16 protein-coding genes and 11 pseudogenes are annotated in these 23,251 nt (G+C 62.1%); 10 read left to right on the top strand and 17 right to left on the bottom strand.

Going from position 1 to position 23,251, the window contains the following annotated elements:
• Positions 1–94 precede the first annotated feature (94 nt).
• From QNJ43_RS13590 to QNJ43_RS13570, 5 genes and pseudogenes are all read left to right on the top strand, one after another.
• Positions 95–722: pseudogene (locus QNJ43_RS13590) on the top strand (HNH endonuclease).
• Positions 723–1,215: 493 nt separating this feature from the next.
• Positions 1,216–1,686 (top strand): pilus assembly protein, encoded by a 471-nt coding sequence (locus QNJ43_RS13585; protein ID WP_300470804.1) that lies wholly within the window; start codon positions 1,216–1,218, stop codon positions 1,684–1,686.
• A gap of 74 nt (positions 1,687–1,760) precedes the next feature.
• Entirely contained in the window at positions 1,761–2,108 is a 348-nt protein-coding gene (locus QNJ43_RS13580; RefSeq protein ID WP_300470802.1) for a hypothetical protein, read from the top strand.
• Positions 2,109–2,172: 64 nt separating this feature from the next.
• Positions 2,173–2,385: a hypothetical protein gene (locus QNJ43_RS13575; protein ID WP_300470800.1), complete on the top strand. Its 213-nt coding sequence runs from the start codon at positions 2,173–2,175 to the stop codon at positions 2,383–2,385.
• 192 nt (positions 2,386–2,577) lie between these two features.
• Positions 2,578–2,706, top strand: a complete 129-nt coding sequence (locus QNJ43_RS13570; protein ID WP_300470798.1) for a hypothetical protein — start codon at positions 2,578–2,580, stop codon at positions 2,704–2,706.
• A 216-nt stretch (positions 2,707–2,922) separates the two neighbouring features.
• Here QNJ43_RS13570 and acs read toward each other — a convergent pair.
• The 12 genes and pseudogenes from acs to QNJ43_RS13515 all read right to left on the bottom strand — a co-directional run bounded on the left by acs (position 2,923) and on the right by QNJ43_RS13515 (position 12,200).
• Positions 2,923–4,843, bottom strand: a pseudogene (gene acs, locus QNJ43_RS13565) (acetate--CoA ligase).
• 448 nt (positions 4,844–5,291) lie between these two features.
• Positions 5,292–5,979 (bottom strand): annotated as a pseudogene (gene ureG, locus QNJ43_RS13560) (urease accessory protein UreG).
• Positions 5,976–6,404: an urease accessory UreF family protein gene (locus QNJ43_RS27210; protein WP_346432984.1), complete on the bottom strand. Its 429-nt coding sequence runs from the start codon at positions 6,402–6,404 to the stop codon at positions 5,976–5,978. The pseudogene ureG and the gene QNJ43_RS27210 overlap by 4 nt, the downstream one beginning before the upstream one ends.
• Positions 6,361–6,705 carry an urease accessory UreF family protein gene (locus tag QNJ43_RS27205; protein ID WP_346432982.1) on the bottom strand — a complete coding sequence of 115 codons (345 nt, stop codon included), beginning with the start codon at positions 6,703–6,705 and terminating at the stop codon, positions 6,361–6,363. Before QNJ43_RS27205 ends, QNJ43_RS27210 begins: the two co-directional genes overlap by 44 nt.
• Positions 6,706–6,716: 11 nt before the next feature.
• Positions 6,717–7,262, bottom strand: a pseudogene (locus QNJ43_RS13550) (urease accessory protein UreE).
• A gap of 47 nt (positions 7,263–7,309) precedes the next feature.
• Positions 7,310–7,807: a hypothetical protein gene (locus QNJ43_RS13545; protein ID WP_300470795.1), complete on the bottom strand. Its 498-nt coding sequence runs from the start codon at positions 7,805–7,807 to the stop codon at positions 7,310–7,312.
• A 23-nt stretch (positions 7,808–7,830) separates the two neighbouring features.
• Positions 7,831–9,525, bottom strand: a pseudogene (gene ureC, locus QNJ43_RS13540) (urease subunit alpha).
• A 304-nt stretch (positions 9,526–9,829) separates the two neighbouring features.
• Positions 9,830–10,108 (bottom strand): hypothetical protein, encoded by a 279-nt coding sequence (locus QNJ43_RS13535; RefSeq protein WP_300470792.1) that lies wholly within the window; start codon positions 10,106–10,108, stop codon positions 9,830–9,832.
• Between the two features lie 17 nt (positions 10,109–10,125).
• Positions 10,126–10,431, bottom strand: coding sequence for an urease subunit beta (locus QNJ43_RS13530; protein ID WP_300470790.1), 306 nt, complete (start codon positions 10,429–10,431; stop codon positions 10,126–10,128).
• 44 nt (positions 10,432–10,475) lie between these two features.
• A pseudogene (locus QNJ43_RS13525) lies at positions 10,476–10,771 on the bottom strand (urease subunit gamma).
• Positions 10,772–11,159: 388 nt separating this feature from the next.
• Positions 11,160–11,618 (bottom strand): annotated as a pseudogene (locus tag QNJ43_RS13520) (urease accessory protein UreD).
• A gap of 408 nt (positions 11,619–12,026) precedes the next feature.
• Complete coding sequence (locus tag QNJ43_RS13515; RefSeq protein ID WP_300470788.1) at positions 12,027–12,200, bottom strand: hypothetical protein; 174 nt, start codon at positions 12,198–12,200, stop codon at positions 12,027–12,029.
• Between QNJ43_RS13515 and QNJ43_RS27200 the strand changes: the two genes are divergently transcribed.
• A complete protein-coding gene (locus tag QNJ43_RS27200) occupies positions 12,199–14,649 on the top strand; it encodes a GTP-binding protein (protein ID WP_346432983.1) in 2,451 nt (816 codons plus the stop codon). The genes QNJ43_RS13515 and QNJ43_RS27200 overlap by 2 nt on opposite strands.
• A gap of 192 nt (positions 14,650–14,841) precedes the next feature.
• Here QNJ43_RS27200 and QNJ43_RS13500 read toward each other — a convergent pair whose 3' ends face one another.
• Both QNJ43_RS13500 and QNJ43_RS13495 read right to left on the bottom strand, forming a co-directional pair.
• Entirely contained in the window at positions 14,842–15,411 is a 570-nt protein-coding gene (locus QNJ43_RS13500; RefSeq protein WP_300470786.1) for a cob(I)yrinic acid a,c-diamide adenosyltransferase, read from the bottom strand.
• Positions 15,412–15,540: 129 nt separating this feature from the next.
• A pseudogene (locus tag QNJ43_RS13495) lies at positions 15,541–16,107 on the bottom strand (zinc-binding dehydrogenase); the annotation flags it as partial.
• A gap of 108 nt (positions 16,108–16,215) precedes the next feature.
• Here QNJ43_RS13495 and QNJ43_RS13490 point away from each other — a divergent pair.
• The gene (locus QNJ43_RS13490) at positions 16,216–17,019 is read left to right on the top strand and encodes an exodeoxyribonuclease III (RefSeq protein ID WP_300470783.1); all 804 of its coding nucleotides are present in this window, start codon (positions 16,216–16,218) and stop codon (positions 17,017–17,019) included.
• Positions 17,020–17,234: 215 nt separating this feature from the next.
• On the opposite strand, the pseudogene tesB reads toward QNJ43_RS13490, so the two are convergent.
• Positions 17,235–18,115, bottom strand: a pseudogene (tesB, locus tag QNJ43_RS13485) (acyl-CoA thioesterase II).
• A gap of 215 nt (positions 18,116–18,330) precedes the next feature.
• Between tesB and QNJ43_RS13480 the strand changes: the two are divergent.
• The 3 genes from QNJ43_RS13480 (at position 18,331) to QNJ43_RS13470 (ending at position 20,735) form a co-directional block, all read left to right on the top strand.
• Positions 18,331–19,566, top strand: a complete 1,236-nt coding sequence (locus tag QNJ43_RS13480; RefSeq protein ID WP_300470781.1) for a ubiquinone biosynthesis hydroxylase — start codon at positions 18,331–18,333, stop codon at positions 19,564–19,566.
• A 116-nt stretch (positions 19,567–19,682) separates the two neighbouring features.
• On the top strand, positions 19,683–20,432 hold the full coding sequence (locus tag QNJ43_RS13475; protein WP_300470779.1) for an SDR family NAD(P)-dependent oxidoreductase: 750 nt from the start codon (positions 19,683–19,685) through the stop codon (positions 20,430–20,432).
• A 105-nt stretch (positions 20,433–20,537) separates the two neighbouring features.
• The gene (locus QNJ43_RS13470; protein WP_300470777.1) at positions 20,538–20,735 is read left to right on the top strand and encodes a twin transmembrane helix small protein; all 198 of its coding nucleotides are present in this window, start codon (positions 20,538–20,540) and stop codon (positions 20,733–20,735) included.
• A gap of 281 nt (positions 20,736–21,016) precedes the next feature.
• Here the strand turns inward: QNJ43_RS13470 and QNJ43_RS13465 are convergent.
• Together QNJ43_RS13465 and QNJ43_RS13460 are read right to left on the bottom strand one after the other, a co-directional pair.
• A pseudogene (locus tag QNJ43_RS13465) lies at positions 21,017–22,654 on the bottom strand (AMP-binding protein).
• Positions 22,655–22,816: 162 nt separating this feature from the next.
• Positions 22,817–23,185: pseudogene (locus tag QNJ43_RS13460) on the bottom strand (CAP domain-containing protein).
• Positions 23,186–23,251 lie beyond the last annotated feature (66 nt).

The raw sequence follows: 23,251 nt of genomic DNA, 5'->3' as shown, positions 1-23,251 counted from the left end.
TAAGATTCTGTTAAGTTTTCAAGCACCAAGACCGCGGTAACCGAATCCGCATCGGCGCGACGCTGCGTCACGCTTACGGCTTCACAACAGCGTCATGCACGCTTTACACTATGTCCGCGCCTTTAAGGCGGCTTATACCGGAAAAAGGAGCGTGGGTGTGACTATCGCGGTGCCGACGGGGACCCATCCGGTTCTCGTGCTCAACGCGAACTACCGACCCCTGAGCTACTATCAATTGTCGCTCTGGGCCTGGCAGGATGCGATCAAGGCGCTGTTTCTCGATCGGTTCAACATCGTCTGCGAATACGAAACCTCCATCCGAAGTCCCAGCTTCGAGATGCGCTTACCCAGTGTCGTCTCGCTGGAAACCTGTATTTGTCCCAACCGACACCCTGCCTTCATCCGTTTCAACGTTTTCCTGCGCGATCGCTTCCAATGCCAATATTGCGGCTCGCGCGATGATCTGACCTTCGGTCATCTCATTCCCCGCTGCCGCGGCGGGCAAACCACCTGGGAAAACGTCATCACCGCCTGCTCCCCCCTGCAATCTGCGCAAATCCCACAAATCGTGCCGCGAGATCGGCATGTTCCCCGCGCATATGCCCTTCCGGCCCACCGTTCAGGACCTGCACCAGAACGGCCGCTTCTTCCCCCCCCCCCCCAATTACCGGCATGAAAGCTGGCTCGATTTCCTGTATTGGGACACCGAACTGGAGCCGTAAAACAGCCCGTTTCCGCGGTTCATGACGCGAAGCCGGCTCTCGCCAGCAGCGAAAGTGCATGCATGCGCTCAGTTGCATGCCCACTGTCCCAATTTGTGCCAATGGCGGTGCGAGAACGATGCGGAGCGGCAACTTCTCATTTACCAATGCCCGCACTTGTCCGGTTTTCTTGTCGAATTTAACGAGACGAAAAGATGTTGAGAGACAAGATGGCTCGGATTGCGGATTGGATTTTAGCTCTTCGTTCAGAAACCGAGCGGGAATTCATAAGTAATATCAGTTGAGTTCGCGAACCGAGTAACTCACGCGCCCGTTCCGACTCGCCTTGTGCGTTTGAGGAATGGATACCGGGCGCGCTGTCCCGATATCGGTCGGCTACCGCCGGATGCAGGCGGATGCCAACGCCGACTCCGACCGGTCGCCACGCTCAGCCAGCCCTGTGGCGACCGGTCCCAATTCGCGAGATGTGCATATGTGGCGTTGTGTTGGAGCTATGAGAGCTTTTCTAGCGCGGTTTTCGCGCGACACGGGCGGCGCCATCGCGATCGTCTGGGGCCTCGCTGCCATCGTGGTCATCGGCATGGTCGGTGCAGGCATCGACTACTCGCGCGCGATCAACACCAAGGAGATCATGGTGCAGGAGCTTGACGGCGCAGTGCTCGCCGGCACACGCTACCTCTCAAGCTCCACCGACACGGACAAGACCAAGACAAAAATCATCAACGTCTTCCCCCAGACGGCAACACTGGCGCTCGGCGACGAAGCGACCTACGAACTGGCCGACGACGACGACGTCATCGATGATTCAGCCGGCACCATCACCGCCACAGCCCGTGGCTCGGTGAAAACGATCTTCATGAACATCTTCGGCATCGATACCATGTCTCTCGCCGTCAATTCCCAGGCGAGTTACTCCGATAAGTATCTCGAAGTCGCGCTGGTTCTCGATCTGACCGGGTCATGAACAGTAGCGACGGCAGCCGTTCCACGCGCATCGCCTCGTTTAAGACAGCGGCTACGGCGCTCGTTAACACCTTGATGACAAGCGATGAAAGCGACCGCGTTCGCATCTCCATCATTCCCTACAGCGAAGGCGTGCGACTTCAGGAATCCTACGCGCTGCTGGCAACCGATGATTACAGCAGCAAATGCACCACCGAACGCACCGGCGACGAACAATATACCGACGCCAGTTACGAGACTGAGCCGATCGGCAACGGATCCAACGTGGATTACGACGATCTGCCGGACGGCTACAGTCAGAGTGCCGGAAATTGCCCGTCGAGCTATCTCGTCCCGCTCACCAACAACAAATCGACTCTGCTGACGGCCATCAACAACCTTTCGACCAACGGTTCGACCGCCGGTCAGACAGACATCGCCTGAGAATAGTACACGTTGTCCCCGAACTGGAGCGAGTTGTGGCCGACGGATTCCGAAGATTTTTCCTATGAATGATGAAGAGACGATCAAGTACGTCATCATCATGACGGACGGCGAATTCAATAAATACTATGAAAAGGCAGATTTCTCGACAAACAGCAGCTGCCAGAACCAAGGCATGAATTTCGACGATTTCAATTACGAGACCGACAAGAACCTCGTCATGAAAGCCAGCTTCGATCAGACAGCATGGGACTGGGACTGGAACAGCGATGACTGAAACGGGCAAGACTGGAATGGTCGCGATGGCGACGGAAATTCCAACTGCGACTCCAGTAGCAACGAGACGGAAGAGCATTGGTATCAGGGCACATCGAATGTCTCGACGTTTGCCGCCGAGCGTGCAGTCAAGCTCTGTGAGGCGATAAAGGACTCCGATGCCAATTCAGGCGAGGGAATTGGAATTTACTCCGTGTTCCTGTCGACGAGCACAAGTTCCACCGCCGCGAGCACGATGAAGAGCTGCGCCAGCAGCGACGACAATTTCACACAGGCAACGACCAGCTCTGCTCTGACATCCGCCTTCGTGAAATACGCCTAGGACATCCAGAAGCTCTACTTGTCGAAATAGGCGGCTTCGGCCTCGCCCGATATCGGGGACCCCTCCTCACTCGCCGCCGTCATTGCCCGGCACAGTCCGGGCAATCCATCGGACGCCCCTCCCCGAGCGAGGACAACGAGCAAACAATCGAACCGACGCACGAAAAAGGCGCCGCCCACAGAGCGACGCCCTTCGCGATTTCAATCCGCTTGACCCTCAGGCGCTGGCGCGGTTCTGACGGTTCTCGATCAGATCGCCGACGACGCCGGGATCGGCGAGCGTCGAAGTATCGCCCAGGTTCTCGAAGCTGTCCTCGGCGATCTTGCGCATGATCTTGCCCGAGCGGGTCTTCGGAAGGCCCGACGAGAACTGGATGAGATCCGGCGAGGCGATCGGATCGATCTCCTTGCGAACCCAGGTCACCAGTTCATTCTTCAGCTCGTCCGTCGGATCTTCGCCTTCCATCAAGGTGACATAGGCGTAGATGCCCTGCCCCTTGAGATCGTGCGGATAGCCGACGACGGCGGCCTCGGCCACCTTCGGATGCGCGACCAGCGCCGATTCCACTTCCGCCGTGCCCATGCGGTGACCGGAGACGTTGATCACGTCGTCCACGCGACCGGTGATCCAGTAGTAGCCATCGCCGGAGAAGTACATGCCCTTGTAGGTGGAGAAGTAGGTCTGCACGAAGCGCTCGTGATCGCCGTAGACCGTGCGCATCTGACCGGGCCACGAGTCCAGAATGACCAGATTGCCTTCCGTCGCCCCGTCCAGAACGTTGCCTTCCGCATCCACGACCGCCGGCTGCACGCCGAAGAAGGGCCGCGTGGCGGATCCGGACTTCAGATCGGTGACGCCAGGAAGCGGCGTGATCAGGACGCCGCCGGTCTCCGTCTGCCACCAGGTATCAACGATCGGGCAGCGCTTCTCGCCGACCACGTTGTAATACCACAGCCAGGCTTCCGGATTAATCGGCTCGCCCACCGACCCGAGGATCCGGAGCGACTTGCGCGAGGTCTTGGTGACCATTTCCTCGCCCGCTCCCATCAGCGAACGGATCGCGGTGGGCACGGTGTAGAAGATGTTGACGTTGTGCTTATCGATCACCTGCCAGAAGCGCGAGGTATCCGGATAGGTCGGCACGCCCTCGAACATCAGCGTGATGGCGCCGTTGGCAAGTGGCCCGTAGACAATGTAACTGTGGCCGGTCAACCCAGCCCACACCGGCCGTGCACCAGTAGACCTCGCCCTCGTGGTAATCGAAAACGTATTGATGCGTCATCGAAGCGTAGACGAGATAGCCGCCGGAGGTATGCAGCACGCCCTTCGGCTTGCCGGTGGAACCGGACGTGTAGAGGATGAACAGCGGATCCTCCGCGCTCATCTCCTCCGGCTCGCAGAAGTCAGCGGCCTTGTCGGCGGCCTCGTGATACCAGATGTCCCGACCGTCCTTCATGGAGAAGTCGCCGCCGGTGTGGCGCACCACGATCACCTTCGGCTCATGGCCGGAAAGCCGATCGCAGGCCGCATCCACGTTCGCCTTGAGCGGCACCTTGCGCTCGCCGCGAAGACCCTCGTCGGCGGTCACGACTAGGGTGGATTCGCAATCCTCGATACGGCCCCCGCCAGGCTGTCGGGCGAAAAGCCGCCGAAAACGATGGAATGGATCACACCGATGCGCGCACAGGCGAGCATCGCGTAGGCCGCTTCCGGGATCATCGGCAGGTAGATGGTGACCCGGTCACCCTTCTTGACACCCGAATCCTTCAGCACGTTGGCGAACTTGTTCACCTGTGCATGCAGTTCGCGATAGGTGATCACCTTGTGATCGGCCGGATCGTCGCCTTCCCAGATGATCGCCGGCTGATCGCCGCGCTTTTCCAGGTGCCGGTCGACGCAGTTGGCCGAGACGTTGAGCGTACCGTCCTCGAACCACTTGATGGAGACGTTGTGGTAATCGTAGGAGGTGTTCTTGACCTTGGTGTAAGGCTTGATCTAGTCAACCCGCTTGCCGTGCTCCCCCCAGAACCCGGCAGGATCCTCGACCGACTTCTTGTAGAGGCCGTTATTAGGAGTCCTTGTCGATCAGAGCGTTTTCGGCAATGTCAGTGGGAACCGGAAATACGGTATCGGACATCGGCAACCTCCCAATTGCTTCTTTCACGCACGCCTTTTGCGCACGATTGGTCGGGCGCATTATGCTTATCAGCGCAAACTCCGTCCATATCGCTCTTTAGCAACTTTGGTAGAAAGCCCTTTCCGCCCGTTTAATTATTATCATTATTGACGATATGCCGGAATTGGATGAAGACAACATTCAATTATCACACAGCGCAACAATCGCCGGACGAGCATCGTTTCTGGTTTGCCGTCGAAAGGGATTTCCCCGCCGTCATCCCCGGCGAAGTCCGGGGGATCCAGCTCTCTCCGCATATGCCGTTACCCGATGGATTGCCTGGACAAAGCCGGGCAATAACGGTGGAGAGAACGAGGCTGTGGCCCATCCTTCGAGACGGCCCTGCGGGCCTCCTCAGGATGATATTATCATGTTGTTAAATCGCAAGAAATCACCAACACATACAACGTCATCCTGAGGAGCCGTCGCAAGACGGCGTCTCGAAGGATGGGCGGCAATAGCAAAATCCCGCGACCACAAACATCCCCGGCCTCACGCCGCCGATTTCAACCCACCCTTGGCGAGAATGAAATCGACCAACGGCCTCCACGCCCTCGCCCGCCTTGGTGTTGGCGAAGATTAACGGCCGATTGGCGCGCATCTTCTTGGCATCGCGGTCCATGACGGAAAGATCGGCACCGACGAGCGGAGCGAGGTCCGTCTTGTTGATCACCAGAAGATCGGAGCGCGTGATGCCCGGCCCGCCCTTGCGCGGGATCTTGTCGCCCGCCGAGACGTCGATCACGTAAATCGTCAGATCCGCCAGTTCCAGCGAGAAGGTCGCGGCGAGATTGTCGCCGCCGGATTCAATCAGAATGATGTCGAGATCGGGATAGGCGGCATTCAGTTCCGCCACCGCCGCCAGATTGATGGAAGCATCCTCGCGGATCGCGGTGTGCGGGCAGCCGCCCATCTCCACGCCGCGAATGCGTTCCGGTTCCAGCGCGCCGGAGCGCGTCAGGAACTCCGCATCTTCCTTGGTGTAGATGTCGTTCGTGATAGCCGCGATCTCAAAGATATCGCGCAGACGCTTGCATAGGGCATCCATCAGCAGGCCCGCCGATACCGATGCGCAAGGAACCGTTGAGAAAGCTCATGATCGAAACAGCCTCGTATATTGGGTTTCGTGAAGCTGGGAAGCGATATCCGCAGCAAAGGACGCGGAGTCGAGATCGTCAAGCGACGCGCTCAAGGCATCTGCGGAAACTTCGGAGATGACAGGCTCCAGCCCGGCAATCACCCGCTGACCGTCGCTCTGGCCAAGCGGCACGGCGGCCCGGACCGCAGCGGAAACGAGATTGGCCGCAAACGCATGGAGATAGGCGGGAATCGCCTGCGCCCGATCGACCCCATGCGCCGCGCAGTGAATGCCGACGGCAACGCAATAGCTCCAGGTCACAATGCACGTTGCACTTTCCGCGCCCTTCAGCGCCTCCAACCATTCAACGGCTTGAGGCTCCTGCGTCGGCCAAGCCGCTTCAAGTGCGGTGACGAAGGCCGTCCCTTGCGCCGTTGCCTCCAGATGCCGCTCCTTGGAGGGCTGAAAACGCGACGGACAGCTCCGCGATCTCGCGGCAGGCGGTCAGATCGGCGGCGACAAAGGCGTCAAAGGCCCGCGCCAGCAGGATCGCGTTGGACCGGCCCGAGCCGTAACGCAGCACACCCGTCACCCAGACCGTCAGCGACGCCGCATCGGCGATAGTTCCCTCCTCCACGGCCCATTCCAGACCGTGGCTGTAGGTATAGGCGCTCACCGGAAACGACGGCGACATCCAGGCCAGCAGCCGATAGAACGACGCTTCCGCGCCTTTTTCGTCACTCATGAACCGTGTCTTCAATCGTGGGAATGGGCGTGATCGCCGTGATGATGATGATGATGATGCCCATCATCGTGGGAGTGATCATGCGCATGTTCATGCCCGTGCCCGTGATCATGCCCGTGAACCGCGCCGTGCCCATAGACCCCGCCTTCCGGATCGAACGGCGCATCGATGGGGGCGCCGCCGCCGCCGAGCTTTTCCACCATGTCCTCGATCACATGATCGTGCCGAATCCTGAGCCGGTCGCCCAGAAGCTGGGTCGGCAGGTGACGGTTGCCCAGATGCCACGCGACCTTGACTAGATGGCCCATGTCATGGGCGGTGATCTCCACGAGCACTTCCGGCGTGGAGACGACTTCCACCAGTCGCCCGTCCTCCAGTTCCAGCGCATCGCCGGAGCGATGCGCCACCGCCTTCGGCAGATCAAGCAGGAACTCGGTTCCCGCCGCGCCCGTCATAGCCATGCGGCGGCGGTGACGATTGTCGAAATCAAGCTCCACCCTGTCCGCCGCCGAGCCCGATCACGAGCCGACCTCGCGTACATCCGTTGCCCGGATCATCTTCTTGTCCCTGTTCTTGTCGATCCGCATGCCAGGCTAACCGGGCCTCACCGCCATTCCGCCGCCTCGGCGTGAAAACGCTGCACCGTGTCCGGACGACGACTGAGACGCAGCGAACAACTCGCCGGGCTCGAAAGAGCCTCCGCCACGCGGGTATCCTCGGTCGCGACCGCACGCATGATCGCGCGAAACTCCTCAGGATCGGGATCGCGCCCGGCCGCCGCCTCGTCCAGCTTTTCGCCGATGAAATCGACGACCGCCCAGCGCGAGGCGCCCGCATCGACAAGATCGACCTGCGGCCCGTCCGCCCCCCACGTCAGACGGAAGGTGATGGTGCGGCGGTCCTTCGGTCCCGACAATGCATCCCACTGCCCCATCGAGACGACCAGATCGGCAGACGGCACCGGCGTGCGCGTCCAGTCTCCGAAATAGATCGCGACCGCCTCCTTATCCCGCGTGACATATCCCTGCGGCGCCGAGGCGAAAGGATCGCAACACGGACATCCAAGAGCCGAATCACTGGCAAACTCGATGAGAAAGGTCATTGGCACGATCCTGTCATCAGAGGTCAGAAAAGGAAATAACGCTGCGCCATGGGCAGAACGTCCGCCGGTTCGCAGGTTATCAACTCACCGTCGCAGCGCACCTCGTAGGTTTCCGGATCGACCTCGATCTGCGGGGTCGCCGAATTGTGGATCATTGAGGCCTTGGAGATGCCCGAGCGCGTGTTCGACACCGGCAAGAGCGTCTTGCCCAGTTCCAGCGCAGCACCAAGTCCCGCCTCGTAGGCCGCCTTGGAGACGAAGGTGACGGCAAACGCCTCGAGCGACTTGCCGAAGGCGCCGAACATCGGCCGGTAGTGAACCGGCTGCGGTGTCGGAATGGAGGCGTTTGGATCGCCCATCAGCGCGGCGACGATGGTGCCCATCTTCAGCACCAAGTCGGGCTTCACGCCGAAGAAGGCGGGATCCCACAGCACCAGATCGGCCAGCTTGTCGACCTCCACCGAGCCGATATGCGCATCCATGCCGTGCGTGATCGTCGGGTTGATAGTGACCTTGGAGATGTACCGCTTGACGCGAAGGTTGTCGTTGTCGTCGGTTTCCTCCGCCAGACGTCCGCGCTGCACCCTTCATCTTGTGCGCGGTTTGCAGCGTGCAGATCACCACTTCGCCGACACGGCCCATGGCCTGACTGTCGGAGGCAATGATGGAGCGCACGCCCATGTCGTGCAGGATGTCTTCCGCCGCAATCGTCTCCTTGCGGATACGGCTTTCGGCAAAGGCCACGTCTTCCGGAATCGATGAATCGAGATGGTGGCACACCATCAGCATGTCGATATGCTCGCCGATCGTGTTGCGCGTGTAAGGTCGGGTCGGGTTGGTTGAGGACGGAATGACGTTCGGCTGACTGACCGCCTTCAGGATATCGGACGCATGCCCACCGCGGGCGCCTTCCGTGTGGAAAGCATGGATCGTGCAGCCCTTGAAGGCGCCGACCGTGTTCTCCACGAAGCCGGATTCGTTCAGCGTGTCGGTATGGATCATCACCTGCACATCGTAGGCATCCGCCACCGACAGGCAGCAATCGATCACCGCCGGGGTCGTGCCCCAGTCCTCGTGCAGTTTCAGCGCAGTCGCACTGGCGCGCACCTGTTCCTCAAATGCGGCGGGCAGCGCCGCATTGCCCTTGCCCGCGAACGCAAAGTTCATCGGGAAGGCATCGGCGAACTGGATCATGCGCGCGATGTGGAAGGAGCCGGGCGTACACGTCGTGGCGTTGGTGCCGGTCCCGTGCTGCCGCCGATCATCGTGGTCACGCCGGAATAGAGCGCCTCGTCGATCTGCTGCGGACAAATGAAGTGAATGTGGGAGTCGATGCAGCCCGCGGTCAGAATCTTGCCTTCGCCCGCAATCGCTTCCGTGCCCGGGCCGATGACGATGTCGACATCGAGCTGCACATCCGGATTGCCCGCCTTGCCGATGCCCGCGATGCGTCCATCCTTCAGGCCCACATCGGCCTTGACGATACCCCAGTGGTCGACGATCAGCGCATTGATGATGACCATGTCGACAGCCCCGCCGGAACGCATGACCTGCGACTGCCCCATGCCGTCGCGGATCACCTTTCCGCCGCCGAACTTGACCTCCTCGCCGTAGGTGGTGAAGTCCTTTTCCACTTCAATGAAGAGTTCGGTATCGGCGAGCCGCACGCAGTCGCCGGTCGTGGGACCGAACATATCGGCATAGGCCGCACGCGGCATCTTATTAGGACATTGGGAACGGCTCCTCTTACAACCATCGCATTCTGTTCCAGTCCCGTACAGGGAGCTGTCATTTTGTTCATCATTCGGGTAGGCTCGGCCCAAATTTGCCAAGAAATGATCCCGACATCGCCCGTACCGGACCACGTTCGAAGGCCATGTCCAGAGCGTTGACGACGGGCCCCCTTCCGCCCGTCGAACGAAGACACGGAGCGATGCGCAAGTTCTGGATTCTCCTGGCCGTGGCAACTGTTGCGGTCGCCTATATCGCCGTAACCCCGGGCGGGCCGTTGAGCACGGATCCTCATGCGGACCTGTCCACCACCAGGCGGTTGCTCCGGCGCCCGTGGAAAGCCCAACCGCCGCGCATTCGTCCGACAAGGAAAAAAACGTCGCTGTCGAGATCGACGACGCGATGGCCGCTGCCGGTCGCACGGACAGCGACCCGATCATCGGCGAAACGCTGGATCGCCTTCTCGGCCTGATCGACCATGCCGCCTGAATGAGCGAGCGAAATCCGGGGCCCGTCGAGCAAAGGATTGCGCACGCCGCTTTGGCAGGAGCTGTCCGACATTCTGGCCACCGTCTTCGTCCTCTAGCTCACAGCTTCCCCATCACCGCCTGGTTGAAGCCGTAGACGGTGCGCTCGCCGCGATAGAGCACCAGCGTCACGCGCCGCGTCTGACCCGGCTCGAAACGCACCGCGGTTCCCGCGGGAATATCAAGCCGCATGCCCTTGACCGCCTCGCGGTCGAAGGAGAGACCGGTATTCGTCTCGGCAAAATGGAAATGGCTGCCGATCTGAATCAGCCGATCGCCCGTATTGGCGACTTCCAGCTGAAGCGTTTCAAGGCCGACATTGAGTTCAAATTCGCCGTCTGCCGGCAGAACTTCTCCGGGGATCATGGCGTACCCCTTACCTCTTGGTTCAAATCACTGTCGCGGGTCCGTCACCGGATCGGTTCATGCACGATCACTAGCTTGGTACCGTCGGGAAAGGTCGCCTCGACCTGCACGTCGTGGATCATCTCCGCAACGCCCTCCATCACCTGATCGCGGGTCACGACCTTGGCGCCGTCGCGCATCAGGTCCGCCACGCTGCGCCCGTCGCGCGCGCCTTCAGTGACAAAATCGAAGATCAGGGCGACCGCCTCCGGATAGTTGAGCTTCACACCCCGCTCCAGTCGCCTGCGGGCGACACCATGGCGGTCATCAGCTTGTCTTTCTCCCTGGGCGTCAGGTTTATGCCTTGTCCTCGACTTTTTTCAGCAATGCCAGACCCGCGGCAGCTCCGCACCGCGCCAGTCCTGCAGAAATCGGATGATCGTGTCGCGCAGGATCTGCGCGTCGCGCGACAGCAGCCGAACGACCAGCACGCCGCCCCAGGCGCTCGCCCCCGCAGGAGAGCTGCCCGCCGGGGTCTCTGTCGCGGCAGCTGCCCAGAATGGCCCGCGCCTCCTCGACTCTTAACCCCTACACCTTCCTCCACCGCCACGATGGAGGCAAATGCGCAAGCGTCGCGCCCCGTCGCCGAGCCGGAAAGAATGGAGCGCGCATCGCCCACCAGCCGCACGTCGTCGGCGTAAAGCAGCCATCCGTCGCGGCGAATGCGCCAATGGCCGCGAAAATAAAATTTAGTCTGTCCACGGTTTCGCCCATGGCAAACGGCCGAGCACCACCGCCTCCACCGCCAGAAGCCGCGCGGACCCACAAAGCTCCGCATCCAGCCGACGGTCGAGCCGCGAGTCATTAAAGACGATGGTTTCCTGAGGCATCCAAGTTGCCGAAGCGCCGTCCTAGACGACGAGCCGGTTCGTCACCCGCCCCGCATCGCCCAGGCTGCGATAGATCCGCTCCGCCGCCTGACTGGTGACGATCGCCGAGGCGCCACGGCCCCACGGGGCCGAAGAATCCAGCCGGTCGCCGCCCGCCGTGTTCAGGAGCACCGCCTGGCGCTCACCGTAGACCCGCGGCGGCAGGATCTTGGCGCATCTCTTCTGGTAGAGATCGGCGAGCCGCGTCGTCTGCCCGTCATGCGCAAACGCGACATGCGCCTCCCCGCGCGCGCTGCAGGGCGCAGCTGGTCGCTTCATCGGGAAGAGCGGGGGCAAGCACGAAATGACCGGACCGGGAAACCGTCTTGGGTGTTGTTGAACATCTGTAATGAGCAAACAGCGGGCCAAGTCTCACAAAAGCCCGTTTTCACGGCTCCATTGTGAACGAGTGCGCGACAATTGAACAGAAAGAAGGCTACCGCCTAAAAGTTGCGCGATTACAGGTGCTTTTGCGCGCACGAGCCCTCGCGAACCGGGTCTTTGAACAGGGGCCTTGTGGCCGCTATGTCAGGGAAAATTTTGCAAAGCAGCCCCCTGATCGGCTATTGATACCCGGTCGAAGACACACGGTATTCATTTTTCAAGACACCAATGAGGTCGATTGGCGAGGTCAATTTGAGCGTTTCGAAATTCCCGCGCCCCCCGTTAGGAACGAAGCCCGTCCGTTCATTTTCCAGTCGCCTGACGGGGGTTTCCGGTTGCCTGACCTGTCTGGCGTGCCTGGTCGGCGTGTTGATCCTGACCGTTTCCGCCGTCTCGACCGCGCAGGCCAAGGTCGCCTCCTGGATCGTCTATGAGCTCAATCCCGGCGAGGTGATCGACGAACACGACGCCTTCCATCACTGGTATCCCGAATTCCCTCACCAAACTGATAACGGCCTATGTCACCTTCACCGCCCTGAAAGAGGGCCGGGTGACGTTGTCCTCGCCCGTCACCGTTTCCGCCCATGCCGCCGCCCAGCCGCCCTCCAAGATGGGGTTGAAGGCGGGCACGCAGCTCAGCCTCGATGCGGCCCTGAAGGTCATGCTGGTGAAATCCGCCAATGACATCGCCGTCGTCGTGGCGGAGACGGTGGGCGGATCGCAGGCAGGGTCTGCCGCCGTGATGAACGAAACCGCGCGCAAGCTCGGCATACGCGACACCCATTTCGTCAATCCGCACGGCCTGCCCGACACCAACCACTATTCCTCGGTCCACGACATGGCCATGCTGCGCGACTTTCCGCGCTACCGCAAGCTTTACGGCTATGCCGGCGTCCATTTCGGCAAGCACCTGATGCGTTCGGCCAACCGCGAATACCTGCGCCGGGTGCGCGGCGCCAACGGGTCGAAAACCGGCTACATCTGCAACGCCGGCTACAATGTCGCCGTTTCCGCCACGCGCGGCAGGCGCACGGTCGTGGCGATCGTCTTCGGAGCCGCCTCCGGACTGGAGCGCGCCGCCAAGGCGCGCCAGCTCATCGAAGAGGGCTTTGACAGCGGAGGACTCTTCTACCCGCCACGAAAAGCTCGACGACATGAAAAGGCCACGCACGATCGGAGGTCTCTGCCCGCCGACGGCTATTGCAGACGCAACAAGAAGCTCGGTGTCGCCGATCTTCTTCAGGCTTACGTCGGTCCTTCGGCCGTCCGCGCGGCGACCAATCTTCCCGGCGTAACGACAGCCTATGCGGGCAAGAGCGCACGGATTCTGCCGGACCAGATCCAGAGATCCAAGGGCGACACCAACGGTTCCGCGCACGAGCGACAAGAAGGTCGACTGGGCGGAGGTTCTGGACCACCTCATCGGCAAGCGCCGCAATGCCGGCAAGATGGTGAGCGTGAGCCTGAAGATCGCGCCCAATGCCAAGAAAGCCGTGCCGCTGCACGCGCCCGCCAAGGCAGATCCGGCGGAGACCGTCGCCACCCCCTTCGGCGTCGTCATGCCGCCGCGCGCCAAACCCGTCAAGGAAACTTCGGCCCCGATCATCGTCAAGCTGCCGGCCAATGCCGCCGACGGCACCCCTACCCCTCGCCCTTCGCCGCGCTAAGCGGTAAAGTAAATGCGCGTGCGCCCGCACAAGGTCGGCACGCGCAAAGGAACGTCGCCATGACAGATCCCCAAACACCGGTTCGGCGCCGCAGGCCGCCCGAACCCGTCCCCCTCACCGGCTTTCTCGGTTCCGGCAAGACCACGCTGTTGAACCGCATTCTCGCCGATCCCGCGATGAAGAATACCGCCGTCATCGTCAACGAATTCGGCGATATCGGCCTCGATCACCTGCTGGTCGCCACTGCCGACGAGGGCGTGATCGAACTGTCGTCGGGTTGTCTGTGCTGCACCATCCGCGGCGATCTCGTCTCCACGCTGGAGGATCTGCTGCGCCGTCTCGACAATGGCCGCATCGATGCCCTGAAGCGCGTGGTGATCGAGACGACGGGGCTGGCCGATCCGGCTCCCATCCTGCACACGGTGATGCTGCATCCCTACCTGATCATGCGCTACCGGCTCGACGGCGTGATCACCACCATCGACGCGATCAACGGCGCCGACACGCTCGATGCGCACGAGGAAGCAGTGAAGCAGGTCGCGGTTGCCGACCAGCTGGTGCTGACCAAGTCCGACCTTGCCGAAACGCCGGAGGCCCGCAACGGCCTCGCCGCCCTTCGCGACCGCGTCCACCGTCTCAATCCGACGACCCCAGTTCTCGATGCGGCCAAGGGCGAGGCGGATGTCCCCGGCCTCCTCAATTGCGGCCTCTACGATCCCGACACCAAGATCCCGGATGTGCGCCGCTGGCTGGGCGAAGAGGCAAAAGCCGACGAGGACCACGCTCATTCCCACGATCACGGGCACGATCATGGACACGAGCACCATCATGATCATGGGCACGACCATCACCACCATCACGACGTCAACCGCCACGACGATCACATCCGCGCCTTCACGCTGGCGAGCGACAAGCCGATCCCGGCGACCGGGCTGGAGATGTTCCTGGATCTGATCCGCTCCGCCCACGGACCGAACCTGCTGCGCTTCAAGGGCATCGTGGCGATCGCCGAGGATCTGGACCATCCGGTCGTTCTGCACGGCGTGCAGCACGTGTTCCACCCGCCGGTCCGCCTCGATGCGTGGCCCGATGAAGACCACCGGACCCGCCTCGTCTGCATCACCCGCGACATGCCGAAGGGCTTCGTCGAAGGGCTGTTTGCCGCCTTCACCGACACGGCCCAGACGGACACGCCGGATTCCGCCGCCATGCTCGACAACCCGCTCGCAGTATCGGGCTTCAAGGGGAATTTCGGGTAGGGAGTGTTTTCTGGGCGATGCAGGATGCCCACTTCTAAGCACCTCTCCCATGGGGAGAGGTCGGCGCGCATGCGCCGGGTGAGGGGTATCGACTCCTCCGTATCCACGTGAGATATCATCCCCTCACCCCGACCCTCTCCCCATGGGAGAGGGGGCGGATACGGCCACACGCGATTGCAAATCCCAAACGGCCTACCGGTTCTTTCCCGGCACCCAGAGCACGTCGCCTGCCCCTTGCACGTTCACCCAGCGGGCGGCCACGAACAGGAAATCGGACAGCCGGTTCATGTAGCGAAGCGCCGCGCCATTGACCTTTTCGTGGCCCGCCAACTCGCTCATCAGCCGTTCCGCCCGGCGCGCGATCGTGCGCGACAGGTGCAGATGCGCCGCAGCCGCCGTCCCGCCCGGCAGGACGAAGGAGCGCAACGGTTTGATATCGGCGTTGAAACGATCGATCTCCGCCTCCAGCTTCTTCACCTGCTCGTCCGTGATCCGCAGCGGCTCGTAGGCCGGCGGCTCCTCGGTCTCCGGCGTCGCCAGATCGGCGCCGAGATCAAAAAGATCGTTCTGGATCCGCATCACCGTTTCATCGAGTTCGGTATCGGCCAGATGAAGCCGCACGAGCCCGAGCGTGGCGTTGATCTCGTCCACCGTGCCGTAGGCCGCGACCCGAAGGTCGTGCTTGGCCCGCCGTTCGCCGGATTCCAGCGCCGTGGTGCCATCATCGCCGGTTCGTGTGTAGATCTTGTTGAGTACGACCATTGCCGAATCCTCCGCCCCGTTTTGCCGGGACGGTAGAGCAAGCCGCCCTCGGACGAAAGCGCCTGGAGGTGGATGAACGCGCCCGCCGGTTCGAATGAGCGAGCCAGGCGGGTAAAGCGGACGGGGCCTCTACTGCCCCGTCGCCTCCAGCACGTCCTCAAAGGAGCGCAGCCCCGGATGAGGGGCGTTGACCAGCACGGCCATGTTTCCCGGCGCATGCTGGTTCTTCCACATCTTCGTGTGCGCCTTGGGGATCTGGTCCCAGGGAAACACTTCCGATATGCACGGATCAATCCGCCACTCCACCATCAGCTTGTTGGCCGCTGCCGCCTGCTTCAGATGGGCGAAATGCGAGTCCTGGATGCGCTTCTGGTGCACCCACACGTAGCGTGCATCGAACGTGATGTTGAAGCCCGTCGTACCCGCGCAGAAGACCACCATGCCGCCGCGCTTCACCACGAAGGTGGAGACGGGGAAGGTCTGCTCGCCGGGATGCTCGAAGACGAAATCGACGTTCACGCCCTTGCCGGTGATGTCCCAGATCGCCTTGCCAAACTTGCGGACCTCGGAAAACCACTTCTGATACTCGGGCGAGTTGACCTTCGGCAATTGGCCCCAGCAGTCGAAGTCCTTGCGGTTGATCACGCCCTTGGCGCCGAGGCTCATCACGAAATCGCGCTTGTCTTCTTCCGAAATTTGGCTGGCCAATGGACTGGATTGTACGCCGACAAAGCGGTAGGATCTTGCCGTTATTCGCGCCGTCGCAAACGACGCTCCCGCCCTCTTTCAAACTCCCCGAAGGCCATGACCGACCGATTGACGATCGCCACTTGGAATATCAACTCGGTGCGACTGCGCCTGCCGATCGTCGAGCGCTTCCTGAAGACGTATCAGCCCGGCGTCCTGTGCCTTCAGGAAACCAAGTGTCCGGACGGCAATTTCCCCTTCGCGCCGTTGCGCAAGGCCGGCTACCAGAACATCGAGATTTCGGGTCAGAAGGGCTATCACGGCGTCGCCACGATCTCGAAACGACCGCTGACGGAAACAGAGCGGCGCAAGTTCTGCGACAACAGCGATTGCCGCCACATCGCCACTGACGTGCCCTTTTGCGGGCGCCATCTCCGGATCCACAATTTCTACGTCCCCGCAGGCGGCGATGAGCTGGATCCGCACATCAACGACAAGTTCAAGCACAAGCTCGATTTTCTCGACGAGATGGAAGACTGGCTAGGAGCCACGACCTTCCCGTGCATGGTCGTCGGCGATCTGAACATCGCCCCCTACGAGCAGGACGTTTGGTCGACGAAACAGCTCTCGCGCGTCGTCAGCCACACGCCGCTGGAACGCGAACGGCTGGAGGATGTGCGCAAGGCCGGCCCCTTCGTCGACGCCATGCGCTGCTTCGTGCCGATGGAAGAAAAGCTCTACACCTGGTGGAGCTACCGCGCGAAGGACTGGGAGGCGGCCAACAAGGGCCGCCGGCTCGACCACGTCTGGGTGACCCCGCCGCTGGCCCCAAAGGTGGTCAACGTGGAAGTGGTCCGCGAGGCCCGCGGCTGGGACTGTCCTTCCGACCACGCCCCCGTCCTGGCGACGCTTGAAGGGTAAAGCACAACGCCAACGGGCCGCGGTTTGCCAACGGGCTGTGGTTTGAATGCGCGGCCCATCCTTCGAGATGGGCCTTTCGGCGCTCCTCAGGATGACGTTATCGTATTGAAATTTCTATCAAACCAACAACACACATAACGTCATTCTGAGGAGCCGTCGCAAGATAGCGTATCGAAGGATGGGCTACGACAAACCCCTTACGCCAACTCTTCCCCTCAGAACCAGTCCTTGCGCTGACGGATCAATCCTTCCTGCGTGGCGAAGACCACGAGCTCTCCCTCTCGCGTGAAGAACGAGCCGCGGCTGAACCCGCGCGCGCCACCTGCCGAGGGGCTGTCGGAAGCATAGAGCAGCCAGTCATCGGCACGGAACGGCCGATGGAACCACAGTGCATGGTCGAGGTTTGCCGGCTGGATCCGGTCAGAGAAGATCGACAGACCGTGCGCGAACAACAACGTGTCGAGCAGCGTCATGTCGGAAGCATAGGCCAGCACGCAGCGGTGGATGCGGTTGTCGTCGGGCAGCGTGTCGGTGGCGCGCACCCAGACATACTGTTCGGCTGGCAGCTTCTCGTTGGTGAAATAATGGCGCAGATCGACCGGGCGCAACTCGATCGGATGGTCGCGCTCGAAATAGCGGCGCACCGATTCCGACGCCCCTCCCGCAGCGCCCTTGATGATCTTTTCCTTCAGCTCCTCCTCGCTGGGCAGATCCTCCGGCATCGGCACCTCGGGCATTTTCGCCTGATGTTCAGCCCCTGTTCCGCGACATGGAAGGAAGCGGCCATCGAAAAGATCGCCTCGCCGTGCTGAATCGCCTTAACCCGGCGCGTGGTGAAGGACCGGCCGTCGCGAATGCGCTCCACGTCATAGAGAATGGGAACCGAGGGATCGCCGGAGCGCAGGAAATAGCCGTGCATGGAATGGGCGGTGCGTTCCTCGCCGACCGCACGCGAGGCCGCCACGAGCGCCTGCCCGATCACCCGTCCGCCGAACACCCGCTGCCAGCCGGACTGCGGATTGCTCCTACGGAAAAGGTTGCATTCAAGGGTTTCGAGATCAAGGATTTCCAGAAGGGTCTCGACAGCCGTACTCATATGCGATTGCTTCCTGTGGCCTGCCCATTGCGAACGGGCGACGCTTTGCAGCCGAAGCGTCCCCAAAGCTTCCAATGAGCGGGAAAAACGTTAGATAGAACGGCAGACGCAAAAGACGTCGCCGCAGGCCGACCGGCGGAACCCTGCGCGGGGCGAGGCGAAAAAGTCAAGTCGCAAGCGGCCCCGCAGTGGTTCGCACATCGTAAGGAACGGAAATGACGGATGCCCAACATGAGACGGAAACGCTGGACGTTCTGGTTGCCGGTGGCTATGTCGGGCTTTCCCTGGCGCTGGCGCTGAAGGCATCGGACCCGGATATCGCGGTCGCCGTGGTCGATACCCGTCCGCGCAACGCCATTTCGAAGGATCTGCGCTGCTCGGCCATCGCATCGGCGGCCGAACGCATGCTGACCCTCCTCGGCGTCTGGCAGGAATTCGCCGACCGCGCCCAGCCGATCAAGGAAATGATCATCACCGACAGCCGCCTGCGCGATGCGGTGCGCCCGGTGTTCCTCACCTTCTCCGGCGAGGTGGAAGCCGGCGAGCCGTTTGCCCACATGGTCGCCAATGCCGACATGGTCGGCGCGCTGCACGACAAGGCGGTTGCGGTCGGTGTGGAGATGATCGCCCCCGACAGCGTCACCAGTTTCGAGACAAAGGGCGAGGGCGTCGAGATCGAGCTGGCAAGCGGGGAGATGCGCACCTCGCGTCTTCTGGTGGCCGCCGACGGCGTGCGCTCGCGCCTGCGCGATCTGGCGGGTATCTCCACCGTGCGCTGGGAATACGGCCAGTCCAGCATCGTGTGCACGGTCGAGCGCGAACGCCCGCACGAGGGCCGGGCAGAAGAGCACTTCCTGCCCTCCGGGCCCTTCGCCATCCTGCCGCTCACCGGCAACCGCTCCTCGCTCGTGTGGAGCGAGAAGACGTCGGTCGCCGAAACGCTGGTCAAGGGCGATGACTTCACCTTTGAGATGGAGCTGGAGCGCCGTTTCGGCCATCACCTGGGCAAACTGAAGATCGCGGGCGGCCGCCATGCCTATCCGCTGTCGCTGACGCTGGCGCGCGATTTCATCAAGCCGCGCTTCGCCCTTGTCGGCGATGCGGCGCACGGCATTCATCCGATTTCCGGTCAGGGACTCAATCTCGGCTTCCGCGACGCAGCCGCACTTGCCGAAGTGATCGTGGAGGCCCGCCGCCTCGGCCGCGATATCAGCGCCTTCGACGTGCTGGAGCAATATGCGCGCTGGCGCCGGTTCGACACCTTCCAGATGGGCGTCGTCACCGATGTGCTGAACCGTCTGTTCTCCAACGAATCGGACATCCTGCGCGCCGCACGCGATTTCGGCCTCGGGCTCGTCGATCGGATGCCCGGCATGAAGCGCATGTTCATCCGTGAGGCCGCCGGGCTTGCCGGTCAGGTGCCCCGGCTTCTCACCGGCGAAACCATCTGAGGTGGCACGATCTGTCGATGCAGAAAGCGGCCAGGGACGCCCTGTCCTCATCACCGGCTGTTCGCCCGGCATCGGCGCTGCAGCCGCAACGGGCCTGAGGGCCGCGCGGCTACCGGGTGCTCACCTCCGTCCGCAAGCCGGAGGACGTGGAGCGCCTGAAGGCAGACGGCTTCGAGGCCTTCCATCTCGATTATCAGGATCTCGATTGCGTGACGCGCGCCGCCGAGGCGGCCCTGAAGGCCACCGACGGGGCGCTTTACGGTTCATCAACAACGGCGCCTACAGCCAGCCGGGTGCGGTGGAAGACGTCCCGCGCTGCTCTCAGGGATGAATTCGAGACGAATCTCTTTGGCTGGCACGACCTCACCTGCTGGATGATCCCGGCCATGCGGGCGCGCGGACAGAGACGGATCGTGCAGATCTCCTCCGTCCTCGACCTCATCGCCATGAAGTATCGTGGCGCCTATATCGCCTCGAAATTCGCGCTCAAAGGGCTCACCGACACGTTGCGCCTGGAACTTGCCGGGTCCGGCATCTATGTGGTGCTGGTCGAGCCCGACCCCATCGCCTCGCGGTTCTCGGCCAACGCCGCCGAACAGTTCCGGTTGCACATCGATGCGAAGCATTCCGTCCACCGCGCAGTTTATGAGAAGCGCAAGGCGCGGATGGAACGCGGCGGCGGCAAACGCTTCAAGCTTCCCCCGAAAGCGGTGGTGGAGCGAATCGCGAAAGCTCTTGAAGCGGAACGGCCGAAACTGCGTTATCCGGTCACCGTCCCCGCCCATTTGGCGACGGTCGCGCGCCGCCTCATTCCCGGCCGCCTTCTGGACCGTCTGCTCGGCGGCGCCTCAGACCGCGAACAATGATATTGGACGTAAGGGAAGTTTTCCGTCATCAATTGACGTGAATTCGATCAAGACGCGGGCACGGGTTGCGGAGGGAAACGCTCGTGCCCGGAGAGGGGGGGCTCGATGGGACTGATTCTCTACAATCTCATTCCGGTCGGGATCGGCATCGTCGGGCTGATTCTGATTGCGGGACTGTTCAACATGCTGCGCCGAGGTTCGCCGGACGTCTCGCAACGCCTGATGCGCGCCCGCGTGATCGCCCAGGCGCTCACCATCGTCATCGTCCTCGCCGCCGTTTACCTCATGCACGGAATAAGCTGAGGAGGCGGGGCAGAAGCCGGATTTCGACCGTGCATCCGGCGCAATGTTCGGTGCTGATTGCACGAGTCCTCACTCGCTCGATCGTCATCCCCGCGCAGGCGGGGACCCAGTAACCACAGGATCAAGCGCTGAGGGCAAGAATGCGAGCCCACGGGATGCTGGATCCCCGCCTGCGCGGGGATGACAATTGTGCCTGTGGCTCTCGACACAGACACATGCCGATATTGCGAAGTTGAGGCATTATGATACCGCGCCTGAGTCAGCCCCCGAAGCTCGCGCCCCTAAACGACCTCCGCCCGCACCCGTTCGCGCAAGGCCTTGCGGATGGCCTTGCCCATCGTCGTCATCGGCAGATCCTCCACGAATTCGATCTCGCGCGGATATTCGTGAGCGGCGAGCCGGTCGCGCACGTAACGGCGGATCTCTTCCGCCGTTTCCGGCGTCGCCTCCGCCTCCTCCTTCAGCACGATGAACGCCTTGACAATCTCAGTGCGCACCGGATACGGCTTGCCGACGACGGCGGCAAGCGCGACCGCCGGATGGGCGATCAGGCAATCCTCGATCTCGCCCGGTCCGATGCGGTACCCGGCAGATGTGATCACGTCGTCGTCGCGGCCGACGAAATGGAAATAGCCGTCCTCATCGACCACGCCCTGATCGCCGGTCAGCATCCAGTCTCCGGCGAATTTCTGCTCCGTGGCCTCGGGCCGCTTCCAGTATTCCAGGAACATCACCGGATCCGACCGCCTCACGGCGATCTGCCCCTTTTCGCCGGCAGGCAGCGCTTCGCCGTCCACGCCGATCACGGCAACCTCGTACCCCGGCACCGGCTTGTCGATGGCGCCGGGCTGCGACACGCCGAACCACGCGCAGGAGGAGAGCACCAGATTGCACTCCGTCTGACCGTAGAATTCATTGATGGTAACGCCGAGCCCCTCCTGCGCCCATTCGTAGACCTCCCGACCGAGCGACTCGCTGCCGGATCCGATGGACCGGATCTTCAGATCGAACCGTTCGCTCGAACGCTCCACCGTACGCAGGATCTTCAGCGCGGTCGGCGGAATGAAAGCATTGCGCCCCCCCCCCCATCTCTGCCATCAGCGACAGCGCTTCCTCCGGATCGAACTTCGCCGCCCTGTAGGCGACCACCGGAATGCCGAAATGAAACGAGGGCAGCAGGACGTTCAGCAGACCGCCCGCCCAAGCCCAGTCCGCAAGCGTCCAGAAGCGATCTCCGCGCTGGGGCAGGAATTCGTGCGGCATCTCCACGCCGGGCAGATGCCCAAGTAGCACCCGATGCCCGTGCAACGCGCCCTTGGCGAGCCCCGTCGTGCCGAAGGTGTAGATCATCAGCGCCGGATCGTCGGGTCGTGTGACCGAAGTTTCGAACCGGTCGGAGGCCTGTTCCATCAATCCCGACAAGCTCTCGACACCTTCAAACGGCGTGCTCGCCGGATCATCGACCGTGAGAACCACCTCCAGCTCCGGCAGTTTGTCGCGCAATTCCGCGACCTTCGCGAGCCCTGCGCTGTCGGTGATGATCGCCTTCGCGCCCGCATTGCCGAGCCGGTGTTCCAGTGCCTCCACGCCGAAGAACGAGGCGAGTGGCAGGGAATGGCGGCAAGCTTGTAGATCGCCAGATAAGCAAACAGCATCTGCGGCAGCAGGATCGCCACCCAGTCGCCGCGCGTGATCGTGAGCGACGCCAGCGCATTGGCCAGCCGGTTCGCCTTTTCGCGCAAGGTCCGATAGCTGATTTCCTGCATGCGCCCGTCAGCCCGGCGATCGATCAGCGCGATTCGCTCGGGATCTGCCCCGGCCCAGCAATCACAGGTGTCGGCGGCGATGCTGTAGAAGTCGGGGATCTGCCAGCGGAAGCTTGCATAAAGGTCGGCATAGCTGTCGGTGCGCGTAAGCATGATGATTCCTCCCAAACCCGATCTTGTTCTTGGCTCGCGGAGCATAGACGAGTTTCGGGATGGAGGAAGCCTGCGCGTCGCCGCATGCGGACGTAGCATCTTTGGGCGATCTCTCCGCCGTCATCCCGGAGGAGAGATCGCGAGAGCGTGGAGCTTCGCCCCTCACTCCTCCAGTGCGGCGAGAACCAGCGACCAGAACACTTTGTACTTGGAACCCGGCGCATAGGCCGTTGCAATGCCCATCCGCGTCATGCGCTTGTCCAGCATATGTGCGTTGTGCTGGGGCGAATCTCGCCAGCCGGAGAAGGCTTCCGCCAGCCGCCGGTATCCGGCCGAAACGTTCGTCACGACGGGCCCCTTGGGATAGCCCACCGCATCGAGACGCGCCCGCGCCGCCTTGCCCTTTTCCAAAGATGCATCGACCGATTACCGTGCCGCCATGTCGCGCACCTGCGCCTCGGCGACCTTCGTCAGTTCCGGATCGACGCTGAGCGCCGGAGCGCCGTGCTTTTCGCGGTAGGACGAAATCATGGTGCGGGCGGCAGCGGCATCGACCTCAACCCCGCTGCGCCCGAGATCCAGGTAGAACGGCGGCGT

Source organism: Breoghania sp. (genome assembly GCF_030066895.1).
GTDB lineage: Bacteria > Pseudomonadota > Alphaproteobacteria > Rhizobiales > Stappiaceae > Breoghania.
This window is presented reverse-complemented; position numbering and strand designations above follow the sequence as displayed.